This is a genomic window from Listeria grandensis FSL F6-0971, from assembly GCF_000525835.1.
GTDB lineage: Bacteria > Bacillota > Bacilli > Lactobacillales > Listeriaceae > Listeria_A > Listeria_A grandensis.
Genome location: NZ_AODD01000002.1, coordinates 42091 through 67078, shown reverse-complemented (window position 1 = coordinate 67078; position 24988 = coordinate 42091). Strand labels below are relative to the sequence as shown.

The following is a 24988-nucleotide window of genomic DNA, read 5'->3' as shown; positions in this document are numbered from 1 at the left end:
ATGGCTAAAACAATGTTCGATAAGTTGTGGGATCGTCACGTCATATTTGGAAAAGAAGGTGAACCGCAGCTGTTATACATCGATCTGCATTTGGTGCATGAAGTTACCTCCCCTCAAGCTTTTGAAGGATTGCGAATGGAAGGAAGACAGGTTCGTCGCACGGATCGCACATTTGCCACGATGGATCACAACGTCCCAACCGAAGACATTTTCAACATTCACGATGTCGTTGCTAAAAAGCAAATCGATGCCCTGCGCAAAAATTGCGAAGAATTTGGTGTCACACTGGCAGATGTCGGTAGTGAGCGTCAAGGCATTGTGCACATGGTCGGACCAGAAACTGGGCTGACACAACCTGGTAAAACAATCGTATGTGGTGACTCACATACCGCAACACATGGCGCTTTCGGAGCAATGGCCTTTGGTATTGGCTCGAGTGAAGTAGAACATGTCCTTGCTACGCAATCTATCTGGCAACAAAAACCAAAATCAATGGGTGTCAAAATCAACGGCACCCTTCCAAAAGGCGTTTATGCAAAAGACGTTATTCTGCATCTAATTGCAACATACGGCGTCGCTTTCGGCAACGGATACGCCGTTGAATATTACGGAGAAGCCGTGCGCAATATGACGATGGAAGAACGCATGACCATCTGCAATATGTCCATTGAAGGCGGCGCTAAAATGGGGATGATGGCTCCTGATGCTACCACTTTTGCTTACATTCAAGGTCGCGAGTATGCACCAACAAATTGGGAGGCTGCTATCGCCGATTGGACGACGCTACCAAGTGATCCTGATGCGACATATGATCGTGACATCGAAATTGACGTCTCAGAGCTAGCACCATATGTTACTTGGGGAACCAATCCAGGTATGGGCGTTCCAGTAACCGAAGCATTCCCAGAAATCGAAAGCATCAACGACGAGCGCGCTTATCAATACATGGGACTAAAACCCGGTCAAACCGCGTCCGAAATCGACCTTGGCTACGTTTTTATCGGCTCTTGTACCAACTCACGACTTTCTGATCTAGAAGAAGCCGCACAAATTGTCAAAGGACACCAAGTCGCATCTGGTATTCGCGCCATGGTCGTTCCCGGTTCCCGCCAAGTTCGCTTAGCCGCAGAACGCATCGGTCTCGATCAAATTTTCATCGACGCTGGCTTTGAATGGCGCGAGCCTGGTTGTTCCATGTGCCTAGGTATGAATCCCGACCAAGTACCAGAAGGCATTCACTGCGCATCAACATCCAATCGTAATTTTGAAGGCCGCCAAGGAAAAGGTGCACGAACTCACTTGGTAAGCCCTGCAATGGCCGCAGCAGCAGCCATTCACGGTCGCTTTATCGATATTCGCAAAGGAGTGTGGCAAAATGGAAGCAATGGTGTTGCATAAAGGAAAAACCGTAGCCCTCATGAACGATAACATTGACACGGATCAAATTATCCCAAAACAATTTTTAAAGCGGATCGAACGCACCGGATTTGGCGAATTTCTTTTTGATGAATGGCGCTATCTTCCCGATCGTTCCTTAAATCCTGCATTCCCGCTGAACGCTCCTGACCGACAAGAAGCTACCATCCTTGTCACCGGTGAGAACTTCGGCTGTGGCTCCAGTCGCGAACATGCTCCTTGGGCCCTACTTGACTACCGTTTCCGGGTCATTATCGCCGGCGGATACAGCGACATTTTTTACATGAACTGTACAAAAAACGGTATTTTACCGATCAGCCTACCAAAAGAAGCCCGCGAAAAACTGGCCGCGATTCCAGCTAACGAAGAAATCGCTATCGACCTCCCCAATCAGCAAGTCATTAGCACGGCGGGCACCTACGATTTCGAGATCGACGCTACATGGAAAGAAAAGTTCATCAAAGGTCTCGATGATATTGCACAAACAATGGAACACGAATCCATGATTACAGAATACGAGAATCAAGCACGCGCCTACTAAACGCTTTGTCTGGGGTATGCCCCAATCTTAAGAAGGATGTGAAGATGTTATGGAAATGGTTGATGTGGATGCTTTAGTTAGCAAACAAGACGTGCTGGATGCATACGATACATTAAAAACGATCGTCAAACACACACCGCTTGAAAAAGACTACTACTTATCGCAAAAATATGACTGCAACGTCTACTTAAAACGGGAAGATTTACAATGGGTTCGTTCCTTCAAATTACGCGGTGCCTACTACGCCATCGCCCAATTAAACAAAGAACAACTCAAAAATGGCGTCACTTGCGCAAGTGCTGGAAATCATGCACAAGGGGTCGCCTTCACCTGCCAAAAACTCGGCGTACCTGCTACTATATTCATGCCAACAACGACACCGCAACAGAAAGTATCGCAAGTTCGCTTCTTTGGTGGCGATTTTGTCGAAGTTCGCCTTACGGGAGATACGTTCGACGCCTCCGCCTACTCTGCGAAAAAATTTAGCGCAGAACAAAATAAAGCATTTATTGCTCCTTTTGACGATGCAGACATTATTGCTGGTCAAGGTACCGTTGCTGTAGAAATGTTGGATGACCTCGGTAGCGAAGCCTGTGACTTTGTTTTCGCAGCAATCGGTGGTGGAGGGCTTGTATCTGGTGTTGCCTCTTACGTCAAAGCTGTCCGCCCAGAAACAACCATCATCGGTGTCGAACCCGCTGGTGCTCCTTCTATGGCCAAATCACTGCTAGCCGGCAAAGTTGTCAACCTACCGAAAATCGATAAGTTCGTTGATGGTGCAGCCGTAAAACAGGTTGGCCAACTAACCTATAATCATTGCGCGAAACTCGTCGATGAAGTAACCGAAGTGGATGAAGGCGAAGTGTGCTCTACCATCCTAGATATGTACACAAAACAAGCCATTGTAGCAGAGCCAGCCGGTGCCTTATCCGTCGCAGCACTCAATCATTTCCGACCACAAATCAAAGGTAAAAACGTGGTTTGCATTGTCAGTGGTGGTAATAATGACATCAACCGGATGCAAGAAATTGAAGAACGGTCTCTCGTCTTTGAAGGCTTAAAACACTACTTCATCGTCAATTTCCCACAGCGCCCTGGTGCTTTGCGTGAATTTGTCAATGACGTACTTGGGCCTTACGATGACATCACAAAATTCGAGTACACAAAAAAAGTAAACCGGAATCAAGGTCCCGTTATCATCGGTGTCTTACTACAAGATCCAAATGACTATGAAAAACTATTAGAACGCATCGCCGTTTTTGATCCAAGTTTCATGCCGATTAATGATAATCAGATGCTATACACCTTACTTGTTTAATAAACAAAATAAAGTGCCCTGCTCAGGCAAATCCTGAGTACTGGCACTTTATTTTTTGCTGACAAAAAATTGAGCAACTACCGCACATGTCGGTCATTGCTCAATCCTCTTCGCATACTCTCACTATTCTTAAAGTTTAGTTACGTTATCAGCTTGAGGTCCGCGTTGTCCTTCTACGATTTCAAACTCTACTTTTTGACCTTCGTCAAGTGTTTTGAAACCTTCTCCTTGAATTGCGCTGAAGTGGACGAATACATCGTCGCCGCCTTCAACTTCGATAAATCCAAAACCTTTTTCACCATTGAACCATTTTACTGTACCTTCTTGCATCTGTCAAAAACCTCCAAAAATTTTCTTAATATGTTCCTTTTACAAATATAAAACTTACTGGGAAACTGCTTAACAACAAGCTTACCTTTTGTTTTCATTTCAAAATTCACATATTATAAAAGATACTCATCATCGGATTAATATCCTTTATAATGTGTGAATGATAGCCAGTCGCGCTTACAGCATCCCAACAATACAGAGTAAAAGTAACGTATCAATACAATCATTTTAACGCTTTCATTCTAAAAATGCAAGCAATATTTACCTAAGTGCGCCATTATTGCGACAACTCTGTCGATAAAAAAATCGCGCGCCCCACAGTGTATGGGAGACATCGCGATTCTTCGGCTTATTTAATAATACTACGGTCTTTGATACGCCATTTCACCAATAAGTTGTGTAATGGTTCGCGGACAAGGAAGTACACGCCCAGGGAGATAAAAATCGAGGCGATTCCGAACAAGAATCCTCCTAGCACATCCGTTGGGTAATGAACACCAAGATACACGCGAGAATACATAATGAAGAAAATCCAGCCAAGCCCAACGACACCGATAACAATCTTCGCCCACATTTGTTTCACGGTGAAGATAAGAAACATCGCCGCTAAGCCATAAAAGATCGTCGTTCCAGTCGCATGCCCACTTGGAAAACTAAATCCCGTTTCTGCAATAAGGCGATTGAAATTTGGACGTGGGCGCTCAAAAATGTGTTTTAAAACTGCATTGAGTAGAATCGCACACACGAGTACGGTACCACCAAACCAAAGGCCGACGACAAATTTACGCAAGAAGAAAAGAATAACGACAACGATAATCGTTAAAATAATTGCTGTTTCTGCACTCCCAATCATTGTTAAGCTATCGATAAGGCTAGTTTTGGAAGCTGATACATTTGTTTGAATTCGGCCGATCCAGTTCAAATCAAATTTTGCGACCCATCTTGGTTCTGAATGGACCGCTAGTGCTACGATTACGAATAATAGCAAGGCGAAACCACCAATCGTGAACAGTGGTATGGCCTTTTTTTTGTTTGTGTTCATAAATCTACTCCTCACTTATTTTTTTGCAGGTAGGCTTGTACTTCTTCTACCATGCTTTGATATTTCGCTTGTTCGTTTGTATCTTCTTTTAGAATGAGATTCACGAAATCTTTGGTGACTGCAAGCGTGCCGCGATACAAAAATGTGGCATTACCGATGAGCTGTAGGTGTAGATTGCCCTCCGCATCTTTTGTAGCCGTTACTTTCACACGACCACCGTTATTATACACGTTGACCGGCGTTTCCAGTTTATCATTGTGCAATAGTTTTTTCATCAGACTTGAGGCCGACATCGCAGTACCGCAAGCATTTGTAAAACCAACACCGCGCTCAAAAGTCCGGACATAGATCGTGTCTTCTGCCAGCTCTTTGACAAAACTAACGTTCACACCATCTGTAAAGTATGGATTCTCACCGTTTAAGTAAGTGGCAAGTTCCGTTTGCTTATCCGAGTCTAGCGTCGCCTGATCAACAAATGTAATCAAATGTGGATTAGGAACCGCGACGGCAGAGAAGCGTAAATCTGGATCAAATGCGGGTACCATTTCGTTTATCATTTCTGATTCTGACCAATTTAGCGGCAGTGCTTCAGGAGCAAATAAAACCGGTGAGATTTCGACTTGGTATGTTGGAATGCCATCACCGATTTCCGCTGCTTTTGAGACGTGCAATGTTGCTTTCATTGTCTCAATGGTAGCTTCATCTAGATCATGCGCTTCTAACAAGTAACGAGCCACCGTACGTAAGCCGTTTCCACACATCGATGCTTCAGAGCCATCAGCATTAAAAACGCGCATACGGCCGATAGAGGTATCATTTGAGCTTTCAGACACAAATAGAATCCCATCCGCGCCACCGAGAAATTCCCCGCGATCACAAATACGCGTAGCCAGTTTAGCGCGATCACTATCTTGCCAGTTTGTTAAGTTATTTTTAGTTTCATCGATGAGAAAGAAATCATTTTGTGAACCATGTACTTTAATAAAATGGATATGTGCCATCCGATTACCTCCATTGTTGATGAACTTTCAAAGCGTCCTTTGCTTTGATTTAGAGAATCAATATGAGTGCGAGCGTAGAGAGCATTCGTTCTATTGTTGTGGCTCTTACGAAGCGTCCTTTGCTGAGTTAGAGCCTCAATATGCATGAGAACGCAGTGATCATGTAATCCACCAGTGGCCTGCTTACGCCTATTCTCAGCTTAGCTTCCTATTTCCAGTCTAGCCTCCATATGCATAAGAACGTAGTGAGCATATAATCCATGTGCTGCATCGTGTCCGGCGCCTTCGGATCCAGCTTCAACGGCCAACTCCTCGAATACTTCACGCCCTCCATAAAAAGCAAGATCGGCTTTTTATGGAGGCCGCTCCAGTTTTTTTCGGAGCTGAACGGGCCGTTTCAGCTTTGTTGTGGCTCTTATGAAGCGTCCTTTGCTGAATTAGAAGCCTCAATATGCATGAGAACGTAGTGAGCATGTAATCCATGTGTTGCATCGTGTCCGGCGCCTTCGGATCCAGCTTCAACGGCCAACTCCTCGAATACTTCACGCCCTCCATAAAAAGCAAGATCGGCTTTTTACTGCGGCCGCTCCAGTTTTTTTCGGAGCTGAACGGGCCGTTTCAGCTTTTCATTCAATAATTCTCCACTACAATATCCGCGCATCGTTTGCACAGTGTTGGATGATCGTGGTTTTCGCCTACGTCTTTTTTCACAACGCGGCATCGTTCGCATGTTTCGCCTTCTGCTACGGTTATCGCTACGGCTACGTGGTTATCTTTGATCGCTTTGGCTGGTGCTTGATCCAAGCCTTCTACTAACTCAAAATCGGATACGATTAGCAGTTGTGCAAAGTCGCCTTCTAACGAGTCAAATAATTGTTTTGCTTCGCCATCTACGAACAATGTCACTTTTGCAAGCATCGATTTACCGATGATTTTTTCGTTACGCGCTTCTTCCAATGCTTTTTGCACAACATCACGAATTTGCATAAACTGATCCCACTTCTCAGTAATCGTAGCTGTTGCCAAGTAGTTCTTCACTTCTGGCATTTCGGCTAAATGTACGCTCGTTGCTTCTTGACCAGTTATGTGCGACCAAACTTCATCTGCTGTATGTGGCAAAATTGGCGCCAGTAATTTCGTCAACACAACAACCGCTTCATAAAATACTGTTTGCATCGCGCGACGATCTTTGCTATCAGCCGCTTCGATGTACACAACATCCTTCGCAAAATCCATATAAAATTGGCTAAGCTCTACCGTACAGAAATTATTAATTTGATGATAAATCGTTGAAAACTCATACTTATCATAGCTTTCACGAACGTTCTTAACGAGCTCATCCAGTTTAATCAACAAATATTGATCGACTTCACGTAAATCTTCATACGCAATCGCATCTGTTGCTGGTGTAAAATCAGAAATATTTCCAAGCAAGAAGCGCATCGTGTTACGAATTTTACGATATACTTCCGAAACTTGTTTTAGAATATTATCACTGATACGCACATCCGCTTGATAATCCACAGAGGCAACCCATAAGCGTACGATATCCGCGCCTAATTGATTGATGACTTTCCCTGGAAGCATCGTGTTTCCAAGCGATTTACTCATTTTACGACCATCGCCATCTAAAGCAAAACCATGACTTAAAACGTTGCGGTACGGCGCTTGTCCACTGATTGCAACACTAGTCGTTAACGAAGAGTTGAACCAACCACGATATTGGTCAGAGCCTTCCATATACAAATCAGCCGGACGATTCAAGTAAGGACGCGCTGCGAGAACGGCTTGGTGACTTGATCCTGAATCGAACCAAACATCCATAATATCATTTTCTTTCGTAAACTCCCCATTTGGGCTGCCTTCATGCGTGAATCCAGCTGGTAACAAATCCTTCGCTTCCCGCTCAAACCAGATATCCGATCCGTGCTCACGGAATAATTCCGAAACGTGATTAATCGTCTCATCCGTAATGATCGACTCCCCATTTTCCGCGTAGAAAATCGGAAGAGGAACGCCCCATACACGTTGACGCGAAATAACCCAGTCCCCGCGATCGCGAACCATGTTGAATAAACGCGTTTCGCCCCACGCAGGCGTCCAAGTCACCCCTTGTACAGCATCTAGCAACTCTTGGCGGAATGCATTAATGGATGCAAACCATTGCGGTGTCGCACGGAAAATAACTGGTTTCTTCGTACGCCAATCATGCGGATACGAGTGCGTAATGAATTCCATTTTTAGTAACGCACCGACTTCTTCTAGCTTCTCCGTCACCATTTTATTCGCTGTATCATAAAATACACCTTCAAATCCTGGTGCTTCGTCCGTGAAAACGCCGCGACCATCCAGTGGGGCCAGCGTCTCTAAGCCATATTTTTGACCGATGATAAAGTCGTCTTCCCCATGCCCAGGCGCCGTATGAACTGCACCAGTACCAGCTTCTGCCGTGGCATGCCCACCGTTCATCACCAAGGAATCACGATCATAAAATGGATGTTTCGTTACAACGCGATCAAGCTCGGAACCACGCACTGTTTTAACGACCTCAGCAGCTTCCCAGCCCAATGTTTCGCGAAGGCTTTCGAAAAGCGCTTCTGCCACGACATATTTTTTACCATCAACCGCTGCAACGACGTATTCTAAATCTGGATTCACCGTAATCCCCATGTTCGCAGGAATCGTCCACGGCGTCGTTGTCCAAATCACGATATTCGTGCCTTCTTCTAGCGCACCTTTGCCATCTGTCACTTTAAACGCCACAAAAATCGAGGCAGATTTCTTATCTTGATATTCGATTTCGGCTTCCGCTAAGGCAGATTCACTCGATGGAGACCAATAAACTGGTTTCTTGCCTTTGTAAATATAGCCTTTTTTAGCCATCTCACCGAAAACTTTGATTTGTTCTGCTTCGTACTCGGGTTGCAACGTGATGTATGGATTCGCCCACTCACCCGTTACGCCGAGACGTTTGAATCCTGCACGCTGGATATCCACTTGTTTATACGCGTACTCTGCACAAAGTTTACGGAATTCAGCGACGGACATTTCTTTACGCTTCACACCTTTATTAGCTAGCGCTTGTTCGATTGGCAAACCATGTGTATCCCAACCAGGAACGTATGGCGAACGGAAACCACTCATTGATTTTTGACGAACAATCATGTCTTTGATAACCTTATTCATTGCGTGGCCCATATGTAGCTCACCATTCGCGTACGGCGGTCCATCGTGTAAAATAAACGTCGGTTTGTCTGCATTTTTTTGCTGAATTTGATCGTATAGATTCATATCTTCCCATTTTGTTTGCCATTCAGGCTCTTTGTTAGGAAGATTACCTCGCATTGGGAATTCTGTTTTCGGCATTAATAATGTGTCTTTATACTCCATCAGTTCATTCTCCTTTGTAATACTATTTTTTGTTATATGCGTGCTATATTCGGTGCTTTTCACGACAAAAAAACCCCTCCCTCAAAAAAAGGGACGAGTCTAATAGTCGCGGTACCACCCTTGTTGACATTGATCTTACATCTTTGCCCACTTCGTTACATCGTTAACGCCGACTTACGCTTCTTCCTACTTGACGCTTGGTCGTTCAAAAGAAGAGCTCCAGAGTGATTTCCATATTTCTATCCTACTCACTGGGCTCTCACCATCCACCAGCTCGCTTTATCATAGGCTTTCATTAGAAAATGTACTTGTCTCTATTATTGCTTCTCTATTTCGTTTTCTTCTAAAACTTCCAATGGTTCTACTGATTTCAACTCGGTTGCATCAACTTCGTATTCCATCAATTGCTTCCAATCGTCACTCTTGATTAAATCCATCTGTGTTTCTACTAGTATACGCAGGCGTTCGCGGAATACTTTCGATTGACGTTTTAAATCTTCAATCTCAATCGCAATTTTGCGTGCTTTAGAAAGGGAGTCACTCAAAATACGATCCGCATCTTTCTCAGCTTCACGCACGATCAGCTTCGCCTCTTTATCCGCATTATCAATCACTTGATTGGCAGCTTCTTGTGCCACAATTAATGATTTGTTCAGCGTCTCTTCAATATTCGTGAAATGTCCTAAACGGTCATCTCTTGAAGATAGTGTCTCCTCTAGGCGTTTCTTCTCTTTAATCAGTTGTTCATAATCCTTAATAATTTGGTCGAGGAATTCGTTCACCTCGTCCTCTTCATAACCTCTAAAACCACGGCTAAACTCTTTGTTATGTATATCCAGCGGTGATAATGGCATGCTCAACACCTCCATATGGTCAAAGCCCATCAAAATCTAGGCTAGCCCCTCTATTATACCATAAAAATTCATTTCATATATACCTGTCTATTACTATAATAAAATTCTGGCTTTCTCGCAAGTATTAGCTTCCCAAAAGGCAGAAACTTTAGCGTAAATAACCAATTTCCATTCGAATTTTATCCTTCTTCGTATGCCCATTAATCTCGCCCAATTTCACACGTCCGTATCCACGAGCCGAAATAATATCCTTTTCTTCACATTCAAAATCAGGATTTTCAACGGTTTTCCAGTTTACTTTGACAAGTTTTCCTTGCACTAATTGTTTCGCTTTTTGTCTAGAAATATGATGCGCCGTTGCTACGACTAAATCGAGTCTTAGACTAGTGATCGTGGTGCTCTCATAATCCCAATCTGCACGTACTGGCAACGCTTGGCTTAGCGGAATTTCTTCTAGCATAATGTTCACTTTCCCTATTTTATCAAGCTGCAAACTAATGTATTCTTTCATTTCCACCATCACGAAAAACTGCCACAGCTCGTTCTCCGTCAATATATCACCAAAGATATCCCGTTTCATTCCAAGCGACATTACCGTCCCAAGGATCATCTGATGCGTCAATGTTGTGAATTTGACTGGATAGCGGATATCAAATAACGTAATCTGAAAATCATCATCTGTTGGCTCGTAGTAATCCGGATAAATAAGCGCCCGTCTACGCTCTGCATGTGGCACTCCACCCCAGAACTTCACACGGATGTGCTCATATCCACCAACAACTGATTCAAGTATATGACGTTGTCGCGGATCTAAAAAATCGGTCAAACGCGGCGTATATTGGTCCTCTACTTGCACAATCCATTCCAGCGCCAAGTCAATAAACCCATGTTCCTCTGCTCTAAAATGTTGATAAATTCCTTCCATGTCCCTTACTCCCTTTAATAACAAAACATCTCCTTGATAAGATATCTTGAAAAATAGTCGTACATATAGTTCCCATTATAGCACGGTTCCCCCATTTTTGACACCCACTAAAAATCCAAAAAATACCGAATGAACGCACACCTGATTTTTCAGATCGGTTTCATTTCGGTATTCCCTTTTAAATAAAAAATGGTAAAATGTAATTGTAGACTAAGTACTGCAAACCAAACGTTGCCATTCTTATTGCAAAAAAGGCGATGATTGGCGATAAATCAAGGACGCCACCGATCGGCGGAATGATTTTGCGGAACGGTGCTAAGACCGGCTCACAAATCTTGGCTAAAAAGCGACCAAATGTCGTTTCATATGCGCCAGGAAACCATGACAGCAAAATGTAAACAAATAAGACGTACGGAAAGTAATCCAATACTAAAAAAACATAATGTGCGATCTGATATGCTAAAATGTGTTACACCTCATTTACATAAAATCTTGTTCTTCCAACATTTCAGAAATAGCGCCATCAACCTCGACGTTTTCTGGTGTGCATAGAAAAATATTGTTACCAATACGTTGAATATCTCCACCTAAAGCATACACAGTCCCACTCAAAAAGTCCACAATGCGGATTGCTTGATCATGACTGATACGTTGCAAGTTCACAACCACTGTTTTGTACTCCTTCAAGTAGTCGGATAATTCTTGTGCTTCTGCATACACGCGCGGTTCCACTAGTACCATTTGGCTAGAAAATTGCGCGCCATTCATGCTTACGACTTTGTGATCGTCGTCCACAGGTGCTTCGCTTTGATTTTTAAAATAGTTTTTTCCTGTTGTTTTTTTCATTTTATTCTCAGCTGGAACCTCGCGAAGTGGCTGCGGCTTTGTTGCAACTGGCTCTTCATAATAATCTTCGCCCTCTTCCTCATCTAAGAAAAAGTAAGATTTAAATTTATTTTTCAATCCCATCTGATTGACACCTCCACATTTAGTTTTCCTCTACTAAAGCTCTTCCTACTCTGATAAACGTTGCGCCTTCCTCTATTGCAATCTCAAAATCATTCGTCATTCCCATCGATAATTCGTGACACGGAACATTCGCGATTTCAAGTTTCTCTATTTCTTGTTGCAATGCTTTTAATCCTTGAAAAACGTGGTGTAAAGTTTGTTCATCATCGGTGTTTGGAGCCATTGTCATCAACCCAATAATTTCAACGTGTTGATAGTTCTGCGCTTTTACAAACGCAATTGCTTCTTCGGCATTAAAGCCATGTTTTGTTTCTTCCTCCGAAATATTGACTTGCAAAAAACAAGCCATTTTTTCAGTGGCGCGCTTTTCAATTTCATCCGCCAGAGATACCCGGTCTAAAGAATGTAAAAAACGCGTATATGGTAGGATGGCTCTCACTTTTCGTGTTTGTAAGGATCCGATAAAATGCCAAACAACATCTGGCTTATCCGCGAATGCCTCTACCTTTTCAGCAAAAACATCGGCGCGATTTTCGCCAAAATGACGAATGCCCAGATCGTATAGCTTCTCCATCGCAGCCACATCTACGGTCTTGGTTACGGCAACTAAATGCACGTCACTTCGCTCGCGATGACTTCTTGCTACTGCTCTCGAAATTTTATCCTCCACCAACTTTAAGTTATCGTTATAGCTCATCACATATCACCTATTTTTACGTTTTAGTTTCGACGGTTTCGATTGCGGATAAACGCTGGTACTTCGACATCGAGGTTTTGACGTGGTTCTTCCACGTGCGGTGCTTGTTGTTCTTCTTGTGTATTCTGTTGTTGCGGGAGTGTTCCGCCAGTTTCTTCTTTAACTGCATAGCCAGGACGGTTCACTTGAATCGATGGATTGGGTTTATTTTGTGCCTGTGCTTGCGATTGCGCTTGTGCCTTAGCTTGAGCAACTTCGTCAAAACCAGTGGCAATTACCGTAACAATCAATTCTTCCTGCAAATCGTCATTAATAACGGAACCAAAAATCATATTCACGTCTTCATCAGATGCAGAAGACACGATTTCAGCTGCTTCTTGAACTTCATAAAGGCTAAGGTTAGAACCACCTGTAATGTTCATCAAGACGCCTTTCGCGCCATCAATAGACGTTTCCAGAAGTGGTGAAGAAATCGCTTTTTTAGCTGCATCAGCTGCACGATTTTCACCCGTTCCAATCCCAATTCCCATCAAAGCAGAACCACGATTTGTCATAATTGTTTTCACATCGGCAAAATCGAGGTTGATTAATCCTGGAACAGCAATTAAATCAGATATACCCTGTACACCTTGACGTAAAACATTATCCGCTTCACGGAACGCTTCTAACATCGGTGTATTTTTGTCGACAATTTGTAACAAACGGTCATTTGGAATGACGATTAATGTGTCCACTGCTTCTTTCATTGCTTCTGTACCAATTGCCGCTTGCTTCGTACGTTTCGGCCCTTCAAAACCGAATGGGCGCGTGACCACGCCTACCGTTAAAGCACCCATCTCTTTAGCAATCGTCGCAATGACAGGTGCTGCACCAGTTCCAGTACCACCGCCCATACCAGCTGTTACAAAGACCATATCGGCTCCATTTAATGCTTCTTCAATCATTTCACGACTTTCTTCTGCAGCTTTTTTACCGATTTCAGGAACAGCGCCGGCGCCTAGTCCACGCGTTAATTTCGTGCCTAGTTGCAAATGAACCTCTGCCTTGGATAGATTTAAAGCTTGTGCATCCGTATTGGCTGCGACAAAATCGACACCTTGGACGCCATGTTCGATCATACGGTTGACAGCATTATTCCCGCCACCACCGACACCTATTACTTTAATTGTTGCTAAGCTTTCTGAGCTTGTGTCAAAATCTAACATATTATTGCCTCCTAATTTCACCTTTTTAACGAAAAACACGTACTTTTTTAATCGAAAAATGCACCGAAGAAATTCTTCATTTTAGTAGAAACTTTCTCTTCTTCTGTTTTCTTTGGTTTTTGTTTTGGTGTGTGCGCTTCTTGTTCCATTGTTTCAGCTGGCGCAGAACTCACGCTCCGACCTTCTTTTTCAGCCATTTGATAGGCGTATTTTATCAATCCAACGGCCGTTGTGAAACTCGGTTCACGAACACCGATATAATCTGGGATTGCTAGCCTGACATGCGATTGAAATATTTTTCCCGCCAGATCAATCGCACCTGGAATTGCCATTGAGCCACCTGTTAGCACATAACCACCTGGTAGGTGATTTTTCCCAACACGCGCCAACTCTTCCATCGTCAATGAGAAAATTTCTTCCATCCGAGCTTCGACGATATCTGCGACCTCTAGCTGTGTGAAATGCTGCTGTTGATCACTACCAATGACATCGATACCAAATGCAATATCCGCAGATGCATCGTCATAAAAAGCATATCCTTGTTCTAACTTCACTTTTTCAGCATTTGTTGTCGATGTATTTAAGCCAAGTGACAGATCTTTTGTCACGTGATCCCCACCGACTGGTAATACCGTTGTATACGTTAACTTGCCTTGTTCAAAGACACTTATTGTCGTTGTTCCAGCACCAATATTGACAAGTGCCGTGCCGAAATCTTTGTCATCTGCTGACAAGGAAATTGCTCCCTCTGCAAGGGGCTGTAAAACAATATCCGTAATTTCTAAACCAGCGCGCTCTACGCAACGTAGCGTATTATGTAAGATGGTTTTTGAGCCAGTAATAAGTGTCCCTTCGACTTCTAAACGCACACCAATCATGCCTCTAGGATCGGTCACACCTTCTAGTCCATCCACAATATATTGATCTGGAATGATATTAATGATCTCTCTGTCTGGGGATAGCGGAACAACTTGCGCTGCGTCCATAACATTCCACACATCTTCATCTGTTATTTCACGGTTTTCACTACTAATTGCAACAATACCACGACATGGGTCAAGTCGCACTTGGCTGGATACGATACCCACAATCACTTGTGAAATATGCACGCCTACCATGCGCTCTGCTTGCTCAATTGCTTTTTTTATGGAATCTACTGTTTTATCAATATCAATGACCACGCCTTTTTTGACACCTTGGGATGCCACGTTGCCCACACCGATAATATTGAGTCTGTCGTTTGCCATTTCAGCAATAATCACTTTCACAGATGATGTTCCAATATCTAAGCTCACGTAAATTTCGTTTTCTCCCATTTATCGGCACCTCCTTCATTTAAAGTTATTTCTCATTATATTTGTCTACTCGCAAGAATGTTAGTAGTAAGTGTTTTATTCATAAGTTTATTTTTAATGTTGGTGTTTGCTGATTAAGATTTCCCTTTCTAGCAAACATGATGATTGTCCAAAATAATTCCGTTTTTTTTTTACAACGCATATCTATAGTCTACACCAAGAAAGATAGTAATAAAAGCACAAAGGACGTTTTTCAGCAACTTTTTAGCTTTTTTTTTTAATTCAGCTCTAAAAAAGGAACGTGCATTCTCATACAAAATTTTTTTTATGTAGTAAAACACACATCTTTTTAGCTTTTTAGTTTGTCGCTCCATGTCATTTTTTCTTATCCAAGGCGGCTTTTTCTTCTTTATCTTTTAAATATGTTCGGAAGTAAGATCCTATTTCTAGATCAATAATTCCTTTTTGATCCGCTTTTAATTGCGCGACGATGGACGGATAATGCGCCATTTTTTCAGCGAAGGTTGCAATTGTTGCAGATACCTCATTGCCATCGTTCATATAGAGACGAATGTGCTCATCATCACTTTTGGTTGGTGCAAAATGGATCTCCGAAATGGAGAGCCTCACGCCTTCTGGAAGCTTGTTTAATTGCGAAACCATATCCTTTAGTGCGGTTCCGTTTTTAAAATTGCTAAATATCGGGCTATTGCCAATCGGAAATTGCTTAGGCTGGGTTGTAAGCAGTTTACCTGTTTCTAAAATGTCAAAGTATTGCCCCTCTTTTTCTTGGTAGCCTACCGTTTGGTTCTCTGTAATATGGACGCGTAGAGTGTTAAATCCCTGAAGCTCTATCGTCGCCTTTTTGATCAACGGATTTTCTTCCAATTTCGACGCACTTTTGGACTTATTTAGTGCAAAAATAAATTCGTCGAGATCTAGATTTCCTTCTGCTAAAATTGTTTTTTCGTCCACTTGGTGATTGCCATCGACATAGATGCGCGCAACCTTACTCAGCGGTGACAAAAAATAGAGCGTAATCAAAATGAGAAGAACGAAAGCGCTTATCAGGATCGACATATGGCGAATCAGTTTCTTTTTGCGATATTTTTTTAGTTCAGGAATTCTGCTTTCGATGGAAACAATTTTTTTATTCGCCACGGTTTGTCCTCCTCATCTTTGTTAGTTGTTTATGATTTCGTAAATGGCATCGACGAGCTGATCTGCTGCATCCGGAACGCCTAGTTGTTTCGCTTCATATTGCATTTTTGCGAGCTTTTCTGGGCTACCCATGATGTTATCAATCTCATCTAGCAAGCGCTGAGGCGTTAGATCTGCTTCCGTTAATACGGAGGCTGCTGCTTTTTTCGCTAACGATTCTGCGTTTTTTTCCTGATGATTTGCTGTCACATATGGGCTTGGGATTAAGATGCTCGGAACACCTAGCGCTGTCAGTTCTGCAAGTGATGTAGCGCCTGCTCTTGATACGACTAACGTGCTTACGTTAAGTACTTTTGGCATGTCGTAGATGAATGGTTGAATGCTAATGTTATGACTTAGCTCCATATTGGCTAGCTTCTCTTTGATCTTGTCAAAATGAACATCACCTGTCACATACAACAGTTGATAAGAACGCTTGCCGATTTTTGCTAAATTGGCTTCGATTGCCTCGTTAATACCCCTAGCACCACGACTTCCTCCAAAAACGAGTACGGTTGGTTTGCCCATTTCTAAACCGTATTCCGTCAAAACATCCCCTGATTCGATGCCAACAACTTCGGACGCGCGCGGGTTACCGGTGAAAACAACTTTTTCAGCAGCGAATGAGTCGCTTACTTCTTCAAAACAAATCGCGACACGGTCTGCGTACCTGCTTAAAAATTTATTAGTCAATCCAGCGACACTATTTTGTTCGTGAATCAATGTCGGGATTTTCAATTTTGCTGCCGCATAGACAACCGGTCCACATACGTATCCACCCGTGCCAATAACCGCGTCAGGCGCAAAGTCTCGAATCAACGTTTTACTTCTTGTAACACCTTTAAAAAAGCGGGTAATCGTTTTGACATTTTCAAGCGAGAGGGAGCGTTTAAAACCGGTAATATCAATAGCTTCGAAACGAATCCCCTCACGCCTAACGATCGTGGACTCTAGTCCTTTTTCCGTTCCAATGTACAAAAATTCTGCTTCAGGGTCTCTTTTTTTTATAGCTCGGATTAGCGCAAGAGCTGGATAAATATGTCCACCCGTGCCACCGCCGCTTATTACAAATTTCATTTTTCCACCTCATCTGGTAATTCTTCGATGGCATCCATAAAGGCGCGACCACGAACTTCAAACGTTCGGTACTGATCCCAGCTTGCACATGCCGGTGATAATAAAATAATATCGCCTGGGTTCGATAATTGATAGGCAAGTGGCACTGCAGCTGTGACATCATGGACTCTGTGCACATCAACACCAGCCTCTTTCCCAACACGGCCTATTTTTTCGGCAGTTTCTCCAAATACGATCAATGTTTTTACATTTTTAAAAAATGGTTTTAGTTCATCGAATTGGGTGCCACGATCAAGCCCGCCCGCAAGCAAAACGACTGGCTTATTGAAACCGCTGAGCGCACTTTGTGTCGCTAAAATGTTCGTCGCTTTAGAATCGTTGTAAAATTTACGACCGTTCAGCTCTTTTACAAACTGTGTCCGATGTTCCACGCCTTTGAATGTTTCTAGAATATGCATAATTTGCTCATTGCTGACGTCACAAATTTTTGCGACTGCAATCGAAGCTAAAATATTTTCGAGGTTATGTTCTCCTGGAAGCAAAATATCATCGCGGTTTCCAATAACTTCATCATAAAACATGATATTGCCATCTTTGACGTAGGCGCCTTCTGCTAGTTTTTGTGTTGGTGAAAATGGAATGACTTTTGCTTTTGTACGCTTCGTCATGTTACGCAGTTCATCTTGATCCCAATTGACGACTAAAAATTCATTTTTCGTCTGGTTTTCTTGGATACGCCATTTTGCCTTCACATATTCATCACGCGTCTTATGGTAATCGAGATGCGCCTCGTAAATATTCGTAATCACTGCGATTTTCGGACAAAACGTACGAATCCCCATGAGTTGGAATGACGAAAGTTCCATCGCAATATATTGGTCTGTCGTCGCTTTTTCGGCAACTTCTGAACCCGGAAAACCAATATTCCCGGCAAGTAATGATTTGTTAGGCGACATTTCGTTTAACATGTGATGTATGATCGTCGTGGTCGTTGTTTTTCCGTTTGTACCTGTAATACCAATGATCGGCGCGTCTGATATTTGGTAAGCCAGTTCGACTTCCGTTATAATCGGGATCATCAAATCTTGCGCTTTTTTAATCATTGGATTTTCATACGGGATGCCCGGATTTTTCACAACCAGCTCGAATCCTTCATCCAAAAGCTCTACGGGATGTGAACCACAGATAACTTTAATGCCTTGTTCTAGCAGACCTTGCGCCTCTGGATTTTCACTAAACGGCTGTTGATCGTTGACCGTCACAAAGGCGCCGAGTTTATGCAGTAATGACGCCGCACTGACGCCACTTCTCGCCAAGCCCAATACAAGTACTTTGCGATGCTTATATTGAATAATGTTTTTCATTTCTACTCCTCCAGTTTAACTCTCTACCATTTTTTAAAGGATAACGAACAGGGCAATGATAGCACATACAAGGCCAGTCCCCCAAAAAGTGAAAACAATACGCCACTCAGACCAGCCGATATCGGCATGCTCAAAGTGATGGTGGATTGGACTCATTTTGAATAGTCGTTTTCCGTTTGTTACTTTAAAATAGAATACTTGGATAATAACCGATGACGTTTCAATGACAAAAACAAGGCCGATTAAAAGCAACATCCATTCTTGTTTCAACAGAATCGAGATTGCCGCAATCCCAGCACCTAGCGCGAGTGATCCGGTATCTCCCATAAAAATTTTCGCAGGATTTTTGTTAAAAAGAAGGAACCCAAGCATGGCGCCGACAATGGCTAAGCAGAACATCGCCACGACGTTTTGCTCTTGGTAAATCGCAATGATTCCAAACGTGCCAAATGCAATCACAGACAGTCCAGAAACAAGACCATCTAAACCATCCGTCAAGTTAACAGCGTTGGAAAATCCGACCATCCAGAAAATCACAAAGATAAGGAAGAACCAACCAAGGTTCACTTCTATAGATGTAAATGGAATCGTGAGCGTATCTGGATAACCTCCCCAACGATATACGAGGTAGAACAAGACCGAAATAACGACTTGTCCGATAAATTTTTGTTTGGATTTTAATCCTAAATTTTGTTTTTTAACCACTTTGATGTAATCGTCTAAAAAGCCTAGTGCACCAAATAAAACGAGCGGGATAAGGAGTAGCAATGCCTCGCTTCCAAACCAGCCACCGATCAGTACCATGACGACAAAACTCACAATCATAGCTAGTAAAAAGACAAGTCCTCCCATCGTCGGCGTTCCTGATTTTTTTTGATGGCTTTGTGGTCCTTCTTCACGAATACTCTGACCAAACTTCAATTTTTGTAAAAACGGAATGAATAGTGGCACCCCGATTACAGTAATAATGAACGCCATCGCAAATGTTGTAAATATCCAATATAATGACACGCTTTTTCGCTCCTATCTTTTTATCACGAACAACGTAAATCTGTTCTGTGCAATATTAGTTTTTATAGTATCTTCGCCAAAATAGCGTCTCGCGCTTCGGTGCGATCATCAAAATCATGGACGACATCGCCAATGATTTGGTACGTTTCATGCCCTTTTCCAGCGATCAAAATGACATCTTCCGCCTTTGCTTGATTTACGGCAAACCGAATCGCGTCATGTCGTTGTTCCTTCACTGTATAAGTCGCATTGGGCACGCCCGCCAACATATCTTCAATGATCTGCATTGGTGCTTCTGTTCGCGGATTATCCGATGTAAAAATAGGATCTGTAGCATACTTCACGGCAATCTGCGCCATCTGTGGCCTTTTTCCTTTATCACGATCACCGCCACAACCAACAACAACAAAAATCCGTCCTGTTGCAAACTCGCCCACGGTTTTCAAAACATTCTCGAGTCCATCTGGCGTATGCGCGTAGTCTACAATGACCGGAAATTGTTGGCCTGCATCTACGAGCTCAAAACGCCCCGCGACACCTGGTACCTTTTCCAATGATGCGATAATTTCTGGCAGTGTGCTTGGTCCTTCTTTCGCCGCGTAGACCGTTGCGATCGCTGCTAGCGCATTGTATACATTGAACTTGCCGCTTAATTTCAATTCGGTATGGAAAACCTCATCCTGAAAATGGAGATCAAACGCAGTGCCTTTGCTACTAATCCTGATGTTCCTTGCTTGAAATGTCGCTTCATTCTCGATGCCATACGACAATAAACTCACACCAGTTGCCTCCGTCATGAATCGCGCATACGCATCATCGGCATTCATAACGGCCGTTTTAGCCACACCACCATAACCGTTACCAAGCTGTGCAAATAGCAAGCTCTTCGCGTGTGCATACTCTTCCATCGTTTTGTGGTAATCGAGATGATCCTGCGACAAATTCGTAAATACAGCTATGTCATACTCTGATCCATAAACGCGGCCTTGCACCAATGCGTGGGAAGATACTTCCATGATTGCCGTCGTCACTTTGGCATGCCGCATTTGCCGGAATGTCTTTTGTAGCGTTAAACTATCCGGTGTCGTGTTTTTAGTCTCCAAAATCTCAGCACCAATTTTGCGATACATCGTGCCAATCAGACCCGTTGTCACCGCATGATCTGCGAGAATGAACTCGATGAGGTGACTCACTGTCGTTTTACCGTTTGTTCCTGTAATACCAATCAAAGCCATTTCAGCTGTCGGATTTTCATAAAACGCCGCAGCAAGCATCGCCATCGCCCGTTTCCCGTCCTGTACCAAGATAATCGGTAGCGTCACATCCGCCAGCACCCGTTCCGCAACAATCGCCACCGCGCCTTGTTCCTGCGCGATTTTCGCGTAATCATGGCCATCAACGACTTCCCCGTCAATACAAACAAATAGCGTTCCATCCCGCACTTGCCCGCTATCCTGTTCCACCGCATTAATTTCTATATGTAGCACATCTTCCTTCGCCTGCATGATTCGATTATAAGGAATTGCCTGTATCAGCTTCTTTAATTCCATTTTGAAACTTCCCTTCCATCCCGATCGCCCTAACGCCAAAAAACGATATCACATCCCTTTAAAAAGCGGGGAAGCATATCAGCCGCGCGTAACGATGACAAATCTTCTCCTCTATATTAGCAAAAACAACGTGGGAATACTAGTCTTTTAACAATGTTTCCAATGTGATGAAAAGAAAGTAGGCGCCTCGCGTTTGCCTGTCACGAAGTTTGGCGCCTACTCCTCACGTATATTAATTTAATAAGGCGTTTAGCCCTGCCGCTTCTTCCACCGATGTGTCCGTCGAATCGTCTTTATCCTTCGTCACCACAGGCACTTTGTTGAAATTCGGAATTTTATCCGGTGTCGCAAGCTCAATTATCACATTGGATTTATCATTCAGCACGGATCCCGCAGATAGGCTCTGCTTAAGCACATACCCATTTCCGGTCACTTTAAAAGGAACTCCCGTTATTTCGGAGACTTTGAGCACATCATTCTTCGCCCAATCCTTCATATCAGGAATCGTCATGTCACCTTCTGTCATCAAAATAACACGCTGCCCTTCTAAAATCTTCTCACCAACTTGCGGTAATTGCTGCACAATTTTCTTACCATTACCAATCACGACAGGAACCAACTTCTTCGCTTCCAGTTCTTTCTTAGCCGCTTCCGGCGTCTTACCTGCCATCGTCGGAACTTCGACCGTTTTTAGTTTATCTGTATCCGCCGACTTGATATTCAAGTATTGCAAACTGTTCTTCATTACCGGGTTAAAAATTTCAGATACCGCCTTGCCGCCTGTCACACCTGTTGGCAATTGCGGTTGCAACATCGTCACATACATGACAAGCTCTGGATCTTTTGCTGGTGCCATGCCCATGAAGGAGAATATATAGTTATTATCCCCTGTCATATAACCCCCACCATTTGGATTGGGGATTTGGGACGTTCCGGTTTTACCAGCGATATCATAACCGTCAATCGCGTACAGTTTCCCCGTACCAACTTTACCTTTAATAACATTTCGTAATTCCTCACGCGTTTGCTTCGCTGTTGCTGCACTGATCGGGCTACCCGTCACTTTCGGCTTCGTCTTCGTTGTTTTACCCGTATTCGGATCGACAATTTTTGAGACAACGTATGGTTGCTTCATCGTTCCATCACTCGCGATTGCCGTCGCACCTTGAAGCATTTGCATCATAGAAACCGTTGTCCCTTGGCCAAATACCGTTGTTACCTGCTCAATTTTTTGATCAAAAAGGATCTTGCCTTGCGCTTCATTCGGAAGGTCGATACCCGTTTTTTGACCAAATCCAAAATTTTGCAAATAGGTTTTGAATTTATCAGGGCCCATACCAGCAAGCATTTTTGCAAACGCTACGTTACTGGAGCGTTCCACACCTTCACGATACGTAATTGATCCCCAGCCAACACCAGCATTATGGTCATGTATTGGAATCTTACCAACATTGTATGTTCCAGATTGATAGTATGCATTTGGGTTATAAACACCGAGATCGATAGCCGATGCAAGCGAGAATACTTTCATAACCGAACCAGGCTCATACGTTGTTTCCACCGGTAAGTTCGCCCACTCTTTCGTCAAACCTTCCTTCGTCGTTGGATTAAACGTATCGCGCTGACTCATAGCCAAAATCTCACCCGTTTTCGGGTTCATCACAACCGCCATCATATTTTTGGGATTATACTTCGCATCCACCGTATTGAGCGTATCCTCTAAAAATGTTTGGATTTTCTTATCCAGCGTCAAATAAATATTCTGACCATCTTGCGCTTCCTTCACACTACTTTTCGTGTTCGGCAAAATATAACCATATTTATCTGCATCATAATTAATCGATCCATTTTTACCAGTTAAAATGCTATTGTACGCCTTCTCAATTCCCATTTTACCGATTAATTTCGACATACCATCCTTTCCAGTCTCCTGCTGGGCATAACCAACAAGATGCGAGGCAAAGACACCATTCGGATAAAATCGCTCTGCTTGCTTTGTAAAGACAAGCCCTGGCAGTTTGGAAGCCTCAATCTTATCCTTCACTTCGGCCGACAAGTTCTTGCCAGCCTTCCCAAATTCAACTTGGAATACCTTTTTCTTTTCGAGCTTTTTCAAAATATCCGCTTCTTTTAACGGTAAATATTTCGCTAAAAGTGCCGCAGTTTTCTCTTTTTCAACCACATGATGCGGGTTTTTCGGATCGACGGTTTGCTTTGGATCAAGCACAGCCGCCAACGTATAAGAAGCAGTGTCCTTTGCAATCACTTCGCCCTTTTGGTCCAAAATAGAGCCGCGATTTGCTTCCATGACACTGCTTCGTAAATGCTGTTTTGCCGCCTTCGCAGCAAGAGGAACGCCGTTAACATCGCCAACGACTTGCATGTAAAAGAAGCGTCCGATAACTGACAGAAAAATAACGCCAAAGATGATGAAAAGAACCAAGGCGCCCCTTCGCATGTTTCCTACTCGTTTCTTCATTTGCCTTCCACTACTTTCACATTATCTGGATCGAGTTTCAAACCAAGCTCTTTCGCTTTTTGCCACACACGTTCGTAACGGCTAAGATCTGCCACTTCCGCCGACAAATCTTCGTTCGCTTTCACTTGTTTATCCACATCCGTTTGTTTTTCTTGAATACTTTGGTTCACATCATATATTTGCGCCTGCACGCTGATGATTTTAAATGCAAAAACCGCAATCACAACAATGAAAATGGAGGCGATCATTTTCTCACCAAGCGTTATTTTACCACGTTTTAATATTTGCTTCCTAGGTTGCGGCTGCGGTACTTCTCTATGTACACGTTTTGGTTCCGCATTCGTTTTGTAAGCTACATTATTACTCATTTACATCACTCCTAACTATTTCGTTCCACCACTCTAGCTTTGCTGATCTCGCACGATTGTTTTCCGTTAGTTCTTCCTCAGATGGGAGAATAGGTTTTCTTGTTATTAGCTTCATTTTTGGCTTATATTCATCTGGAATAATCGGTAACCCTGGTGGCAGCTCCGGCCCCTTCGCTTGTTCTGCAAAAATTTGCTTCGTCATTCGATCTTCTAAAGAATGGAACGTAATCACGCTGATTCGTCCACCTGGTTTCAGTAGTTCAAGCGCTTCTTTCAGCGAATCTTCTACTGCACCTAGTTCGTCGTTCACTGCAATCCGAATCGCTTGGAAAACCCGCTTCGCTGGGTGCCCCCCTTTTCGCCTTGCTGGCGCTGGAATCGCGGCTTTGATCGCATCCACGAGTTCCCCCGTCGTCTCAATCGGTGCCACTTCACGTCTCCGTTCAATCTCACGTGCCACTTGCTTCGAAAACTTCTCCTCGCCATACCGGAAAAAAATGCGCACAAGATCCTCATAACGCCAATCATTCACGACATCGCGTGCCGTAAGCTCGGCATCCTGATCCATTCGCATATCTAGCGGTGCATCTTGATGATAACTAAATCCACGTTCCCGTTCATCTAGTTGCGGTGACGAAACACCTAAATCATACAAAATTCCATCCACTTTGGTAATCCCAACTTCTAGTAATGCTTCCTTTATATATCTAAAGTTGCTTTTGATAAACGTCACTTGTCCGGTGTACTCACTTAAACGTTCTTTCGCGTGGGCAAGCGCCTTGCTATCTTGATCAAACGCAAATAAATGCCCCGACTCCGAAAGTTGGCTCAATAAGTAAGCACTATGTCCTGCCCCACCGAGCGTACAGTCGACATACACACCATCTGGCTTTATGTTCAAGCTGTCTACCGTCTCTTTTAACAATACTGTCTCATGTTCAAACATCCGAGTATGC

General features: G+C 43.4%; 23 protein-coding genes and 1 other annotated feature. Of the genes, 4 read left to right on the top strand and 19 right to left on the bottom strand.

Annotation, left to right across the window (positions count from 1 at the left end; all coding sequences use genetic code 11):
- From leuC to ilvA, 3 genes are read left to right on the top strand one after another with little or no spacing between them, the layout of a single operon-like run.
- Positions 1-1398: a 3-isopropylmalate dehydratase large subunit gene (gene leuC, locus PGRAN_RS00885; protein ID WP_036064284.1), complete on the top strand. Its 1398-nt coding sequence runs from the start codon at positions 1-3 to the stop codon at positions 1396-1398.
- Positions 1376-1957 carry a 3-isopropylmalate dehydratase small subunit gene (gene leuD / locus PGRAN_RS00880; protein ID WP_036064281.1) on the top strand — a complete coding sequence of 194 codons (582 nt, stop codon included), beginning with the start codon at positions 1376-1378 and terminating at the stop codon, positions 1955-1957. The genes leuC and leuD overlap by 23 nt, the downstream gene beginning before the upstream one ends.
- Before the next feature lie 49 nt (positions 1958-2006).
- The gene (gene ilvA / locus PGRAN_RS00875) at positions 2007-3275 is read left to right on the top strand and encodes a threonine ammonia-lyase IlvA (RefSeq protein ID WP_036064279.1); all 1269 of its coding nucleotides are present in this window, start codon (positions 2007-2009) and stop codon (positions 3273-3275) included.
- Between the two features lie 129 nt (positions 3276-3404).
- On the opposite strand, the gene PGRAN_RS00870 is transcribed toward ilvA, so the two are convergent.
- From PGRAN_RS00870 to mraY, 15 genes are all read right to left on the bottom strand, one after another.
- Positions 3405-3605 (bottom strand): cold-shock protein, encoded by a 201-nt coding sequence (locus PGRAN_RS00870; RefSeq protein ID WP_036064277.1) that lies wholly within the window; start codon positions 3603-3605, stop codon positions 3405-3407.
- Positions 3606-3954: 349 nt separating this feature from the next.
- Positions 3955-4647, bottom strand: coding sequence for a phosphatase PAP2 family protein (locus tag PGRAN_RS00865; protein ID WP_036064275.1), 693 nt, complete (start codon positions 4645-4647; stop codon positions 3955-3957).
- An 11-nt stretch (positions 4648-4658) separates the two neighbouring features.
- On the bottom strand, positions 4659-5648 hold the full coding sequence (dapF, locus tag PGRAN_RS00860; protein ID WP_036064272.1) for a diaminopimelate epimerase: 990 nt from the start codon (positions 5646-5648) through the stop codon (positions 4659-4661).
- A 630-nt stretch (positions 5649-6278) separates the two neighbouring features.
- Positions 6279-9038, bottom strand: coding sequence for an isoleucine--tRNA ligase (gene ileS, locus PGRAN_RS00850; protein ID WP_036064269.1), 2760 nt, complete (start codon positions 9036-9038; stop codon positions 6279-6281).
- Between the two features lie 86 nt (positions 9039-9124).
- Positions 9125-9368 (bottom strand) — a binding site (T-box leader).
- A complete protein-coding gene (locus PGRAN_RS00845) occupies positions 9356-9892 on the bottom strand; it encodes a DivIVA domain-containing protein (RefSeq protein ID WP_036064266.1) in 537 nt (178 codons plus the stop codon). Its footprint overlaps the feature before it by 13 nt.
- 148 nt (positions 9893-10040) lie before the next feature.
- A complete protein-coding gene (locus tag PGRAN_RS00840) occupies positions 10041-10817 on the bottom strand; it encodes a YlmH family RNA-binding protein (RefSeq protein ID WP_036064264.1) in 777 nt (258 codons plus the stop codon).
- A gap of 178 nt (positions 10818-10995) precedes the next feature.
- Positions 10996-11244: a YggT family protein gene (locus tag PGRAN_RS16100; RefSeq protein WP_221638675.1), complete on the bottom strand. Its 249-nt coding sequence runs from the start codon at positions 11242-11244 to the stop codon at positions 10996-10998.
- Positions 11245-11297: 53 nt separating this feature from the next.
- A complete protein-coding gene (locus PGRAN_RS00835) occupies positions 11298-11786 on the bottom strand; it encodes a cell division protein SepF (protein ID WP_036064261.1) in 489 nt (162 codons plus the stop codon).
- A 19-nt stretch (positions 11787-11805) separates the two neighbouring features.
- Complete coding sequence (locus PGRAN_RS00830) at positions 11806-12483, bottom strand: YggS family pyridoxal phosphate-dependent enzyme (RefSeq protein ID WP_036064259.1); 678 nt, start codon at positions 12481-12483, stop codon at positions 11806-11808.
- Positions 12484-12506: 23 nt separating this feature from the next.
- Positions 12507-13688: a cell division protein FtsZ gene (ftsZ, locus tag PGRAN_RS00825; protein ID WP_036064256.1), complete on the bottom strand. Its 1182-nt coding sequence runs from the start codon at positions 13686-13688 to the stop codon at positions 12507-12509.
- 47 nt (positions 13689-13735) lie between these two features.
- Positions 13736-15004, bottom strand: coding sequence for a cell division protein FtsA (gene ftsA, locus PGRAN_RS00820; protein WP_036064254.1), 1269 nt, complete (start codon positions 15002-15004; stop codon positions 13736-13738).
- Positions 15005-15358: 354 nt separating this feature from the next.
- On the bottom strand, positions 15359-16144 hold the full coding sequence (locus PGRAN_RS00810) for a cell division protein FtsQ/DivIB (RefSeq protein WP_036064251.1): 786 nt from the start codon (positions 16142-16144) through the stop codon (positions 15359-15361).
- Between the two features lie 21 nt (positions 16145-16165).
- The gene (murG, locus tag PGRAN_RS00805; RefSeq protein WP_036064249.1) at positions 16166-17260 is read right to left on the bottom strand and encodes an undecaprenyldiphospho-muramoylpentapeptide beta-N-acetylglucosaminyltransferase; all 1095 of its coding nucleotides are present in this window, start codon (positions 17258-17260) and stop codon (positions 16166-16168) included.
- Positions 17257-18624: a UDP-N-acetylmuramoyl-L-alanine--D-glutamate ligase gene (murD, locus tag PGRAN_RS00800; RefSeq protein WP_036064247.1), complete on the bottom strand. Its 1368-nt coding sequence runs from the start codon at positions 18622-18624 to the stop codon at positions 17257-17259. Before murD ends, murG begins: the two co-directional genes overlap by 4 nt.
- Positions 18625-18657: 33 nt before the next feature.
- Positions 18658-19635 (bottom strand): phospho-N-acetylmuramoyl-pentapeptide-transferase, encoded by a 978-nt coding sequence (gene mraY / locus PGRAN_RS00795; RefSeq protein WP_036064244.1) that lies wholly within the window; start codon positions 19633-19635, stop codon positions 18658-18660.
- Between mraY and PGRAN_RS17665 the strand changes: the two genes are divergently transcribed.
- Positions 19562-19720 (top strand): hypothetical protein, encoded by a 159-nt coding sequence (locus PGRAN_RS17665; RefSeq protein ID WP_420911960.1) that lies wholly within the window; start codon positions 19562-19564, stop codon positions 19718-19720. The two genes, mraY and PGRAN_RS17665, sit on opposite strands and share 74 nt — an antisense overlap.
- Here the strand turns inward: PGRAN_RS17665 and PGRAN_RS00790 are convergent.
- The 4 genes from PGRAN_RS00790 to rsmH all read right to left on the bottom strand — a co-directional run bounded on the left by PGRAN_RS00790 (position 19698) and on the right by rsmH (position 24978).
- Entirely contained in the window at positions 19698-21185 is a 1488-nt protein-coding gene (locus PGRAN_RS00790) for a UDP-N-acetylmuramoyl-L-alanyl-D-glutamate--2,6-diaminopimelate ligase (protein ID WP_036064240.1), read from the bottom strand. The two genes, PGRAN_RS17665 and PGRAN_RS00790, sit on opposite strands and share 23 nt — an antisense overlap.
- A gap of 232 nt (positions 21186-21417) precedes the next feature.
- Positions 21418-23664 carry a penicillin-binding protein gene (locus PGRAN_RS00785; protein WP_036064239.1) on the bottom strand — a complete coding sequence of 749 codons (2247 nt, stop codon included), beginning with the start codon at positions 23662-23664 and terminating at the stop codon, positions 21418-21420.
- Positions 23661-24032, bottom strand: coding sequence for a cell division protein FtsL (ftsL, locus tag PGRAN_RS00780; protein ID WP_036064237.1), 372 nt, complete (start codon positions 24030-24032; stop codon positions 23661-23663). Before ftsL ends, PGRAN_RS00785 begins: the two co-directional genes overlap by 4 nt.
- Entirely contained in the window at positions 24025-24978 is a 954-nt protein-coding gene (gene rsmH, locus PGRAN_RS00775) for a 16S rRNA (cytosine(1402)-N(4))-methyltransferase RsmH (protein ID WP_036064236.1), read from the bottom strand. The genes ftsL and rsmH overlap by 8 nt, the downstream gene beginning before the upstream one ends.
- Positions 24979-24988 lie beyond the last annotated feature (10 nt).